This window comes from Pseudogracilibacillus amylolyticus (SeqCode) (assembly GCF_051918545.1).
In the GTDB taxonomy this organism is placed as follows: domain Bacteria; phylum Bacillota; class Bacilli; order Bacillales; family Amphibacillaceae; genus Pseudogracilibacillus.
Window position 1 is genome coordinate 1 of the sequence record NZ_JBPPZG010000118.1, and the last position, 12,633, is coordinate 12,633.

General features: G+C 35.0%; 9 protein-coding genes and 3 pseudogenes. 3 read left to right on the top strand and 9 right to left on the bottom strand.

The features are described 5' to 3' along the window. Positions 1-460: 460 nt before the first annotated feature. Positions 461-2,033: pseudogene (locus ACPYKA_RS13100) on the top strand (IS3 family transposase). 326 nt (positions 2,034-2,359) lie between these two features. On the opposite strand, the gene rpiA reads toward ACPYKA_RS13100, so the two are convergent. The 9 genes and pseudogenes from rpiA to ACPYKA_RS13145 form a co-directional block, all read right to left on the bottom strand. Beyond that, on the bottom strand, positions 2,360-3,040 hold the full coding sequence (gene rpiA, locus ACPYKA_RS13105) for a ribose 5-phosphate isomerase A (protein WP_479542709.1): 681 nt from the start codon (positions 3,038-3,040) through the stop codon (positions 2,360-2,362). A gap of 22 nt (positions 3,041-3,062) precedes the next feature. Then, a pseudogene (locus ACPYKA_RS13110) lies at positions 3,063-3,401 on the bottom strand (nucleotide-binding domain containing protein); the annotation flags it as partial. A gap of 265 nt (positions 3,402-3,666) precedes the next feature. Then, a complete protein-coding gene (locus ACPYKA_RS13115; RefSeq protein ID WP_479542710.1) occupies positions 3,667-4,377 on the bottom strand; it encodes a FadR/GntR family transcriptional regulator in 711 nt (236 codons plus the stop codon). A 152-nt stretch (positions 4,378-4,529) separates the two neighbouring features. After that, entirely contained in the window at positions 4,530-5,288 is a 759-nt protein-coding gene (locus ACPYKA_RS13120; protein ID WP_479542711.1) for an SDR family NAD(P)-dependent oxidoreductase, read from the bottom strand. Positions 5,289-5,308: 20 nt separating this feature from the next. After that, a complete protein-coding gene (locus tag ACPYKA_RS13125) occupies positions 5,309-6,253 on the bottom strand; it encodes a transketolase family protein (protein ID WP_047184134.1) in 945 nt (314 codons plus the stop codon). Continuing rightward, a complete protein-coding gene (locus ACPYKA_RS13130) occupies positions 6,253-7,089 on the bottom strand; it encodes a transketolase (RefSeq protein ID WP_047184135.1) in 837 nt (278 codons plus the stop codon). Before ACPYKA_RS13130 ends, ACPYKA_RS13125 begins: the two co-directional genes overlap by 1 nt. 173 nt (positions 7,090-7,262) lie before the next feature. Continuing rightward, positions 7,263-8,531, bottom strand: a complete 1,269-nt coding sequence (locus ACPYKA_RS13135; RefSeq protein ID WP_047184136.1) for a TRAP transporter large permease — start codon at positions 8,529-8,531, stop codon at positions 7,263-7,265. After that, positions 8,528-9,049: a TRAP transporter small permease gene (locus ACPYKA_RS13140; protein WP_047184137.1), complete on the bottom strand. Its 522-nt coding sequence runs from the start codon at positions 9,047-9,049 to the stop codon at positions 8,528-8,530. Before ACPYKA_RS13140 ends, ACPYKA_RS13135 begins: the two co-directional genes overlap by 4 nt. 24 nt (positions 9,050-9,073) lie before the next feature. Continuing rightward, positions 9,074-10,069, bottom strand: coding sequence for a TRAP transporter substrate-binding protein (locus tag ACPYKA_RS13145; RefSeq protein ID WP_047184138.1), 996 nt, complete (start codon positions 10,067-10,069; stop codon positions 9,074-9,076). Positions 10,070-10,413: 344 nt separating this feature from the next. Here ACPYKA_RS13145 and ACPYKA_RS13150 point away from each other — a divergent pair, with 344 nt between their 5' ends. Both ACPYKA_RS13150 and ACPYKA_RS13155 read left to right on the top strand, forming a co-directional pair. After that, positions 10,414-11,418: a LacI family DNA-binding transcriptional regulator gene (locus tag ACPYKA_RS13150; protein WP_479542712.1), complete on the top strand. Its 1,005-nt coding sequence runs from the start codon at positions 10,414-10,416 to the stop codon at positions 11,416-11,418. Between the two features lie 820 nt (positions 11,419-12,238). Next, positions 12,239-12,633, top strand: a pseudogene (locus ACPYKA_RS13155) (transketolase); the annotation flags it as partial.

Below are 12,633 nucleotides of genomic sequence, written 5' to 3' on the forward strand. Positions count from 1 at the left end.
TTTTTCATTTATTTGATGCATGACTAAATTAGCTGGATTCCTTGGTAGATATGCATTTTTAGGCGCTCAAGGATTTTTTATGAATAATTAAGGTAGATAAGTGTTTTTCCATTTGGAACAGGAAGAAATCAACGTTGATATGATTTCCAAATCGCAAACAACTAGGGGCTTCAGTTTTCTTTTAGCAATTTTAAAGAGGTCTATTGTGTATACGGTAAATCTAACTTTATGTTATAAGTACATTTTGAAAAGACACTACAGTTCATTTTAAACTTATCAATTTTTAAAAACGTGTTCATCTAAAATAGAATAATGGGAATAGTTGCGTTGAAGATATTATCTAGCTTTTCTTCTATTATTAGTCCTAAAAAAAAACCTCTCTTTTCCAATAACTGATATGCTCCCCTTAAGGTAGACAGATTAAAAAATAAAAATCTGTTTTCCTTAAGGGGAGTTTTTTATGTCCAAAAGATCTCGTTCAAGTAAATTAAAATATGATGTAATAAAGGCTTATAAAAATGAAGATTATACACTGAAGGAGTTATGTTCAAAATATAAAATTAACATATCAACTCTTTATAGTTGGATTGAAAAGTTTGAGAAAGAAGGAATACGTGGTTTAGAGGAATCGAAAACCTGGAAACCGTATTCTAAAGAATTAAAAGAAGCAGCCGTAAGAGATTATCTTTCAGGTGAATATTCCTTACGTGAGGTAATAAGAAAGTATAGTATTTCTGATACAAAGGTTCTCCGTAAATGGATAAAGAATTATAATAGTCATAGAGAATTAAAAGAGACGGAAAAAGGAGAGTTCGCTCTATGACTAAAGGAAGAAAATCGACTTGGAAAGAACGAATTGAAATTGTACAGGATGCATTAGCAAATGGTAAAGATTATCAACAAACTGCGGAGACCCATAAAGTATCCTACCAACAAGTATATCAATGGGTACGTAAATACGAAGCTGGTGGATGGGATGCGTTAAAGGATAGACGGGGACGTACCAAAAGTGAAGACGAGTTAACTGAAGAAGAAAGAATGAAGTTAGAGATGCGCCGAATAGAAAAGGAAAACGAACGCTTACATGCAGAGCTCGCTTTTCTAAAAAAGTTAGAGGAGATCGAAAGGAGGCGAAATTAAGTCAAGTAAGATTTGAAGATAAATATATCGCAATAAAAGAACTTCATGTGAAGGAAAATCTATCTATCTCTCTTCTTTGTGAAATCGCTGAAATTGCACGCTCTGCTTATTATAAATGGTTGAATCGTAATCCATCTAAACAAGAAATTCAAAATAAAGAAATTATAAAAGAGATGGTCACCTTACATGAAAAAGTGGAAGGAATTTATGGATACCGTCGAATGAAGTTAAACATGGACAAGAAATTTGAAAAGAAATATGGGCATAAAATTAATCATAAAAGAATTTATAGATTGATGGACATCGCTCAATTGGAATGTGTCATACGTAGAAAGAAAAAACGCTATAAACGATCCACCCCCCAACACATTGCAGAGAATATTCTAAATCGTAAATTCCAAGCTGAAAAACCAAATGAAAAATGGGTAACGGATGTAACGGAGTTTAAGTATGGGGCTTCTAAGAAAGGATATTTAAGCGCTATTCGTGATCTATACGATGGAAGTATTGTTAGCTATGTTTTTGGACACAGAAACAATAATCCACTTGTTTTTAAAACATTGGATCTGGCAACAGCGACATTAAATGATGGGGAACATCCACTTATACATAGTGATAGAGGGTTTCAATATACTTCGAACGGATTTAAACGTCGGATAGATAAGGCGGAGATGATACACAGTATGTCCCGAGTCGGCAAATGCATTGATAATGGACCAATAGAATCGTTTTGGGGAACACTAAAATGTGAGAAGTATTATTTACATAAATACGAAACTTTCGACGAACTGAAAAGAGCAATAGATGAATACATTCATTTCTATAATCATGAAAGATATCAAGACAAATTAAATGGCCATAGCCCTATAGAATATAGAGCTATGGCTGCCTAAATCATTTTATTATTTCCACTGTCTACTTGACAGGGAGCAGTTCAAACAGACAAAAGAGAGGTTTTTTTGTTTCCATTCGCTTACAAATAACCTGTATAACTGCATGGTACTACAATTATACAGGTTATACATATGGTATTTATTTTTAATAATGTGAACATCCATATCACAAAACCCTGTCGCATGAACTTTAACAAGAACTCATCTTCTCCCGCAGAAGGAATCTCTATTTGCTCGAGAACAATATTTTCTTCGCTTGATCTTTTACAAATGCCTTTATGATTTATCTTCCTTTGCCTATCTATATGTTAAGTTTTCATCTGGAACTATTTATCGATCACTTCCACTTTCCCATCCTTCCCTACCAAAACCTTATCAGCCATATTAATAAATAATCCCGTCTCCACAACACCAACGATCCCAATAAGTTCATTATGTAATTTTTCTGGTTCGGTAATCTTTTTAAAATCACAATCTAATATATAATTTCCATTATCAGAAATAAATACTTCTCCATCTGTTTCTCTTAATACCGGTTCACAACCAAACTTTTCAATTTTACTTGCGGTTACTTCCCAACCAAAAGGAACCACTTCTATTGGTAGTTTGAATGCACCTAAGTGGTCTACCATTTTAGTATCATCGACAATAACATAAAATTCTTTCGCCGCAGCAGCCACTACTTTTTCACGGAATAACGCACCACCGCCACCTTTAATCAATTGTAAATTAGGGTCTACTTCATCTGCTCCATCAATGGCAATATCAAGTTCTTGAACTTTTGAAAAGTCGGTAAGTGGAACTCCAAATTCCATTGCCCATTCCGCTGTTTTATTTGCTGAAGGTACTCCTACTATATTGATACCTTCTTCTTTTATACGTTCACCTAATTTTTTCACAGCATAGTACATCGTTGAACCATAACCTAACCCAACCTTCATTCCGTCCTTCACATATTTAACGACTTCTTCGCCAACTAATTGTTTTGTTTCATCGACTTTATTCATAACCGATATCCTCCTTGTACTTTCAAGATAATTCTTTCACGATATGATATAAATCTGTTTCCTTCCCCACGTTACCTGGGAAAATAATATAAGCTATATTTGGATATTTACTATCCTTATCTGTTTTCCAGACAGGTATGCCAGGTAAAAATTGTCCTAAAACGAGTGCTTTTTTAACATGTAAAGCCTTTGCGCCAATTTCCGAAGAGGTTATTCCTCCTTTGGCAATAATATATCTTGGTTTGCAAGTCAAAGCTTCGATGATTTGTGTGAGACCATTGGATATTTGAACAGATAACATTAATTCCTTTTCCGCCATCCCTTCCCCTAAATCCAATCGATTGCGTTTCGTGTAGATGACACAAGTTTCAGCTTCACCTAACTTGTTTGAAGTCTTTCATTTTTAAATCATATTGTTGCTGTAATTCAATTTCATTATAATCTTTATATTTATCTAATACTGATATATCCATAGATAACCTTCCCCGCTAAGTGTTTGGATGTTTTAGTAGGTTCTCAAAATAATAAATATAAACAAACGATCCTATCTCATTAAAATCATTTACTGTTGCAGGATCTCTTTTTAAACTACTAAAGCTTAGGATCAGTTCTCCTTATTAAATCGCCTATATAATCGAATTCTTCCAATATCTATCATACAAGTTCTGCATATGATTCATCATTAATTTAGCTGCTTTTTCCCCATTATGCTCTTCTATAGCATTAATAATTAATTTATGCTCTGCAAAGTTGACGTCCCTGTAGTCGGGGCGGGTAACCGTACGATCGCGGATAAAATCCCACATTTCCTGTTGTTTCATCGCATTAATGATATCAGCCATAAAACTTATAAATAAATCATTATGAGTGGATTGCGCTATTCGTGTATGAAGTTCCTCATCTGTTTCGGGTACATATTTCCCATTACTTGTTTCTTCTTCCATCTTTTCCAAGATAGACTGAAGTGCTTGGATATCTTCATCGTTCGCCCTTATTGCTGCGTATTTAACAATAAGGGGCTCGATCTCCATTCTTGCCTCTACAATATCCTCGGGTGCAATTTTATTTAATATAATGGATGATCTGTTATTTTCTCTGTCCACATTATTATTCTGAACATAGACACCTTCACCCTGCCTAGAGTAAATATAGCCATTTAATTCTAAAGCACTGAGGGCTTGTCTAACAGGTGCTCGACTTACTCCAAACTGTTCGCATAGTTCCCTCTCAGCAGGTAATTTATCTCCTACCTTAAGAGACCCTTGCTGTATTTCAGAAAGGATTTGACTATAAATCTGTATATATAACTTTTTATTAGAAACTGGATTAAATGCCATTAGATTCACTTCTCTCTATGATTATTGATTCTTTCAGTCAATGTAAATACACTCACATTATATATTTAAAAGGTTAACATAGAAAGTCTTTTTAAATAATACAGGCATACCCTAAAGTATGCCTGTACAAATCATATAGATTTTCCTAAATTTTAGTCCATGTGAGAACCACCATTAATATCAATATCTTCACCAGTTATATAAGAAGCTTCTTCGGATGCTAAGAAAGCAATAGTTGTTGCAATTTCAGCTGTTTCACCAGGTCGTCCTACAGGAATGCCATCAATCACTTTTCTAGCGTCATCTTCAGGTAGCGATTTCCAAATTTCAGTGTTGACTAGACCAGGTGCTACACAATTAACTGTTATTCCGTCTGTTGCCACCTCTCGCGCTAAGTTTTTAGAAAAACCTAATACAGCAGCTTTTGAAGCAGAGTAGTGTGCGCCACCAAATACACCTCCACCACGTTTGGCAGATACAGATGAAAGACTAATAATTCGACCAAACTTTTGTTCTTTCATTGGTTTTAAAACTGCTTGTGTCGTTAGGAATAAACCAAACATATTGACATTGAATACTCGTTGGATATCTTCTAATGTCATATCTTCTACTGTTACTTTTTGGGAAATACCCGCATTGTTAACAAGGATATCAATTCTTCCAAATTCAGCAAGAACTTTTTCCACCATAGTGTCAACAGATTCTTTATTTGTTACATTAAGTTCAACACCTAAAGCTTTTGCACCTGCTTCTTGTACAGCTTGAACAGTACTTTCAATACCTTCTTTATTTAAATCAGCTACTACAATACTTGCACCTTGTTTTGCCAATGCTAACGCAATTTCACGTCCGATTCCTTTTAGTGATCCACTACCTGTTACAATTGCTACTTTATCGTCTAGTTTAAACATATGTTATTTCCCCCTAAGTTTTAAAGCATTTCTTTTGCTGCGTTTACAATATTTTCTACTGTGATACCGTTGATCTCTAATAGTTTTTCATATGGTGCAGATTGTCCAAATTGGTCTTGAACACCAATTCGGCGCACTTTTCCTTTTCCTGCTTCTGCCACTACTTCACTAACCGCACTTCCTAAGCCATTTAAGATGTTGTGATCTTCTACTGTTACGATGTTACCGATTTCGATACATTGTAAAATAGCCTCTTTATCAATTGGTTTTATGGTATGCATGTCTAGAAGTTTAACGGAAATCCCTTGTTGTTCTAACTTTTCAGCAGCTTCAAGTCCTAAACGAACGGTATCCCCATTTGCAATAATCGCAACATCTTTTCCGTCTTTTATTTGTTTTGCTTTGCCGATTTCGAAATCTTCATTTTCATCATAAATCACAGGAATCGCATCTCTCGTAAATCGTAAGTAAACAGGACCATACATTTCAGACGCTTGACGAATTAATTTACGAGTAGAATGATAATCTGCCCCCATAATTACTGTCATATTTGGAAATGTTCTTAGAACTCCCATGTCTTCAATCGCTTGGTGACTTCCGCCATCATTTGCCGGTGTTAAACCGCCATGTGAACATGCAATCTTAACGTTTAAATTAGGATAGCAAACTTCTTGACGAATTTGTTCAGCCATTCTTAAGGATCCGAACACTGCGTACGTACTGACAAAAGGAATCTTACCAGTAGTAGAAAGACCTGCTGCAACACCTGCTGCATTTTGTTCTGCAATCCCAACGTTTACATGTTGTTTTGGAAGTTCATTCATAAATTTTGTTGTTTTACAAGATCCACCGATATCTGCATCCACAATCATGATGTTTTTATTTTCTTTTCCTAATTCTACTATCTCATCACCGAATGCTTCTCTAGTTGCCTTTTTTACTACTTCTTTCGCTAATACAGTCATTAGTTTACACCCCCTGCTGATAACTCTTCTATTGCTTGTTTGTATTGCTCTTCGTTAGGAGCTTTACCATGCCAACCAACAACGTTTTCCATATAAGAAACACCTTTACCTTTGACCGTGTTACATACGATACATTTTGGTTTTCCGTCTTTAACATCACGTATTTCATCCAATGTTGCAACGATTTCTTCCATTGAATGACCATCAATACGTTTTGTAGCAAAACCAAATGCCTTGAATTTTTCTTCTAAATCACCGTTTGGCATAATTTCTTCTGTCGGACCATCGATTTGTAAACCATTGTCATCTACAATGACTACTAAATTATCTAATTTATATTTTGCTGCCGATTGAGCTGCTTCCCAAATTTGGCCTTCTTGACATTCACCATCACCTAGGACAGCAAATACACGATAGGTTTTCTCATCTAACTTTCCAGCTAATGCCATTCCTACTGCACAAGAAAGTCCTTGTCCTAACGAACCTGTTGAAATATCAATACCGGGACATTTCTTCGAGTCAGGATGACCTTGGAATGGAGATTTGTATTCTCTTAATGTATGAATCGTTTCATAAGGTACAAAACCTAGTGTTGCTAGAGCAGAATATTGGATTGGCGCAACATGACCTTTTGATAAAACGAAACGATCACGATCTTCCCAATCCGGATTCTTAGGATCGACATTCATTTCTCTGAAATATAAAGCGGTTACGTAATCAGCAGCAGATAAGGATCCACCCGGATGACCGGATTGTGCTTTATATACCATTGTCACCGCTGTTTTTCTTAATTCGGTTGCTTGTTTTTTTAATTCTTCAATTGATATGTTTTTCATTTATGCCACCCCTTTAGTAGTTAAATCCATTCTGTTGTATACTTGTCTACTAAGTTGATTACAATGTAAGTATACAATCATAAGAGTTTATTGTCCATACCTAAATATAAAAAATGAGTCAGTTCTTTTACACCTAGTGGTTTTATGTGAACCGACTCAAATAGCTTGCTAGTTTACAAGAATAATAGTGTTAGTTGTGGAACGAACGCTATTATGAGTGCTGCTACCAACATAACTATGAAGAATGGAATCACCGCCTTCACCAGTGCTGGCATACTTACTCCCGATATTCCCGATCCTACAAATAGGTTTACACCTAGTGGTGGAGTAATGAAACCAATTGCCAATGTAACAATCATTACGACACCAAAATGAATCGGATCCATGCCAATTTGCAATGCTACTGGGAATAAAATTGGTGTAAAGATTATAACAGCAGCAGATGTATCAATAAAGCATCCAATCAATAGTAACAGTAAAATAATCATCAATAATACAACAAATCCATTTTCCGATACGGTTAAGAATGCATTTGCAACTGCTTGTGGAATTCGCTCCATTGATAAAATTGTACCGAAAGCATTAGCAGTTCCGATAATAATTAAGATGGCAACAGAACTTAAAGTAGCATCTCTGAAAATTCCATGTAAATCTTTAAATTTCAATTCTTTGTGCAAGAAAAGACTAACTATCAAAGCATATACTACCGCAACAACCGCAGCTTCGGTTGGAGTGAAAAGACCCCCATAAATTCCACCTAAAATGATAATTGGAACAAGCAAAGACCATTTCGCTTTGTTAATGGCAGAAAGCAATCTTTTAAATGAAAAATTCTCGCCTGTACCTTTGTACCCCATTTTTTTGGAATGAAAATATGCATAAACCATCAGACATATTCCTATAAATATACCCGGTAGAATTCCACCGATAAATAGATCTCCGATTGACTCACTTGATGAGATACCAAACAGAACCATTGGAATACTTGGTGGGATAATAATTCCTAGTGAACCTGCTGTAACAATAACAGCGGTTGCAAACTTCTTATCATAACCTTGCGCAACCATGGCTGGTATCATAATTCCACCAACCGCAGCAACAGTAGCTGGACCAGAACCTGAAATAGCAGCGAAAAACATACAAGTAATAATGGCCGCCATGGCAAAACCACCAGTATATCTACCAACAAATACATTAGCTAAATCAAATAATTTGGTTGAAATTCCACCTTTCCCCATTATCTCACCAGCCAAGATGAAGAATGGGATAGCCATTAGTGCAAAGTTATCTGTGGACGTCACTAAACTTTGCGATAAAAAGGTGACCGTTATATTTGTTGAATACAAGGCTGTAACAAGACCGGCGAGTCCTAATGCAATAGCTATTGGGACAGTTAGCGCCATGAACATGAAAAATGTACCGAATAAAATAACTGCTGTCACACTACATCACCCCTTTCTTCAATAATGTAATCATTTTCTTGATTATTGTTTATTTTCTTTAACTGTTGATATTCTTTAATTAAATTTTGAGAAAGGCGAATCGCTGTTAAGGCTAGTCCTACTACTGGTGCAGCGTATACCCATTCCATAGGTATTTGCATTGCAGCCGATGCTCTAGTAACCCGTAAAACTATATCAAATCCATAATAAGTGATCACTATTGCAAAAATAAGAAATGATACGTTTGCAATCATACTTATAATAATTTGTCCTTTTTCTTTAAATAACATATTTAGTGCATCTACACCAAGGTGTTTCTTCTTTTTCACACCATAGCTTACACCGAGATAAATCATCCAAATAAATGCGTATCTTGCTATCTCTTCTGACCAAGTGAGTGAACTACCGAACACGTAGCGCATGACAACTTGAAGGAAAATAACCACCACTGTAAACGCACTCAAAAAAACGAGGATATATTCTTCAAAATGTTCGTCAAACCACTTTATGATTTTCATATAGAATCCTCCCATTCAATTAAATTATTCTGCTGCTTCCAATATGCGATCTACAATCTCATCACCGTATAAATTTCTGAAAGAATCATACACACCATCTACTTTTTCTTTAAATGGTGCTGTGTCTGGATAAATAATTTCCATTCCAGCTTCTTCTAGCTCTTTAATCATTTTACTTTCGTTTTCTCTTAACAAATCACGGTGGAATTGTGCAGCTTCTTGGGCACTTTCTTCGATAATGGTTTGTTCCTTAGGTGTTAATGTTTGCCAAAACTCTTCACTAATAGCCACTGGTAATGGCATGTATTGATGGTTTGACATAATTAGGTAATCTTGAACTTCGTTAAATTTACTTGCGTATGAGTTAGCAACTGGATTTTCCTGAGCATCCACTGCCCCTTGTTGTAACCCCATATACAACTCACCAAAAGCCATTGGAGTAGGGTTAGCACCTAATGCTGAAAACGTACTAACTGATATCGGAAATTCTGGAGTTCTAATTTTTACACCTTCTAAGTCTTCTGGAGTTTCAATAGGCTTATTAGTAGTGATATGACGGAATCCGTTTTCAAAATACGCAATAATTCTTAAATTTTGGTCCAAAAACGGTTCTGCAATTTCTTTACCAATTTCACCATCTAGGACACTCCATGCCTCCTCAAATGAATCGAAAAGATATGGTAATTCGAAGACACTTATCCTTTGATCGTATTGACTGAATGCACTCGCTGCAACCATTTGTAGGTCATTAAATGATACGCTTTCAATCATGACCGGTTCGGAACCTAATTGTTCGTTAGGATATACTTCAACTTTAATCGTTCCTTTTGAACGTTCTTCCACTAATTCTTTAAATTTCATAACAGCAATATGTCGTTCATTGGTCTCTGGTTGACCATGTCCAAAACGGATGACTTTCGTATCCTGAGACAATGCATTACTAGTTGTGAAAAAAACAATAACTATACTAACTGCTAATATAGAAATTAATAATACTGTGATATTCCGTAACGATTTCATCCCTTTTCCTCCCAATTAGTTAATCGTTTAAACAAAATTATATATTGGAAGCGATTTCCTTGTCAATGATTTTTCGACAAAAAATAATACTATAGAAAACCTAATCTTATCAATACCCACTAGTAATGTTATCCTTGAATTTTCTTTTTTACTTTACAAATTCACTCATCCTCAAGGTAAATCCTTTAACTATTTGAACCAAAAGTATTAAAGGTTGTAGGTATTCATTGTCAACCGTTATCTTATAACCTTCCACTACTGAAACTATTGAAAACACGGTAAATCTGTTATAATAACAATAATTTGAAATAGAAGTTAATGGTCTAAATTAGGAGTAATTAAAAATGAAAAATGAAGTCACGATGAAAGATATTGCAAGGGAAGCAAATGTATCTGTTGCCACTGTTTCGCACGTTATTAACAATACAAAGCATATTTCAGAAGCTACACGAAACAGAGTACTAAAAGTTGTTAATAAGTATAATTACGTGCCTAACTCAGCGGCAAAGAACTTAAGACAGCAATCCACGAAAACGGCTGGCTTAGTTGTTTCGAGCTTCCCTGATTCCTTTGTTACAGAGATGATTTTTGGTATTGAAGAACGTGCAAAAGAAAAGGAGTATAACTTATTACTAGTTAATACAAATGAAGATAGCGGTTATGAGGAAAAAACGATTAATTTACTTCATTCCAAATTAGTAGATGGTATTATTCTCTCTCCAACTTCAGGTGACATCAATTATTTACGTAAATATATGGAGAATCACTTTCCGATTGTCATGGTGAATCGTTATGACCGAAGAATTACCAATATCCCTCGTGTAACGGGGGATAACTATCAATTAGGCTACGATGCAACCACACACCTTCTTAAACACGGACATAAAAAGATAGGATTTATATATTCTTTTAAAAATGTATCCACAACAGAAGATAGAATAAGAGGTTATCAAGATGCGTTAAATAGGTTCGAAATTCCGTTTGACGAAAACATAATCATACAAGGATATGCAACTGTTGAAGGTGGAGAAGCTGCGGTAGAAGAATTATTAAAAAAAGAAAAAGATGTGACCGCCTTATTCGTACAAAATGATTTAATGTCTATTGGTGCTATCGGAAAGATTAAAGAATTAGGTTTAACCATACCGGATGATATTGCACTTATTGGTTTTGGGGAATTTTCAACATCCCATATTATCGACCCTCCCGTAACCAATATCGTTCTTCCACCAAAAACGATCGGAAAAACTGCATTTGATGTACTATTAAATAAAATAAACAACCCAAATTACATGAGCCATATCGAATTACCACCATCCATGAACATTCGTAAATCTTGTGGATGTTAAAAGGGATAAGGGGAATTTTTTTCTTTATCGAATTGTACGCCCCCCTTAGTGTTATCTTCAAGTAAATTGATTAACTTATATGTATTAAAATTATAAATATAGTATAACGTTATAATTTAATAGAAAATTTCAAATGCAGGTTAATAGTTTAACTAAATGTGATGATTATAACGGAAAAGTAAAATTAATTGCTCCAGTACCATCCGTTGATACTGGAGTATGTTCAAAAGAAACCATGCGTTTCAACAAAGAGGCGGATAAACTTTCAAATACGCAAGTACTATCCATTCCATTAGTGTGAACTTACTTTTGCACAAACACGGTGGTGTGCTGCAAATGGTATTAAAAATTTAGACGCTCTTTCTGATCACCGAGATTCTGATTTGGTAAAAGAAATATGGTGTACTAATTGAAGAGTTATGGCTTTTAACAAGAGCAAGTTTTGTTGTAGATTCAGACAATAAGGTAACTTACGTGGAATATGTAAATGACGTCATAACCATCCAGATTACGATAAAGATCTAGAAGCTGCGAAAAATTATAAATAAGTATAAGAAAGCTAAAATTTAGTTAAATTATTATACTAGAAAACTTGTATTCGTTATTAGATTGCCAACATCTCAGTTAATTTACAGGTAAGAAATTTTTATATTTTCCTCCCAAAAGTGTAAACCTTTTCCTAGATTCATTATAAACGAAAAGCGACAAACTTACTTATAAAATTACAATTATTTAATTGTTTTTCGTTTGTTTCCCAATCGTTTTCTATTATACTAGTATATAGTAATACTATTAATTACTTTTCGGAAGGAGTTTGACAATGTCAAATAATGTAGAACAGCTAGCAGTAAATACTATTCGTACTCTTTCAATTGATGCGATTGAAAAAGCTAATTCTGGTCACCCTGGTTTACCAATGGGGGCAGCACCAATGGCATATACACTTTGGACTGATTTCATGAATCACAATCCAAAACATTCTAAATGGTTTAATCGTGACCGTTTTGTACTTTCAGCAGGGCATGGTTCCATGCTTTTATATAGTTTACTTCACTTATCAGGATATGATTTATCCATGGATGATTTAAAATCATTCCGTCAATGGGATTCTAAAACTCCAGGACATCCAGAAGTAAACCATACAGATGGTGTGGAAGCTACAACTGGTCCACTTGGCCAAGGTATTGCAATGGCAGTTGGTATGGCGATGGCAGA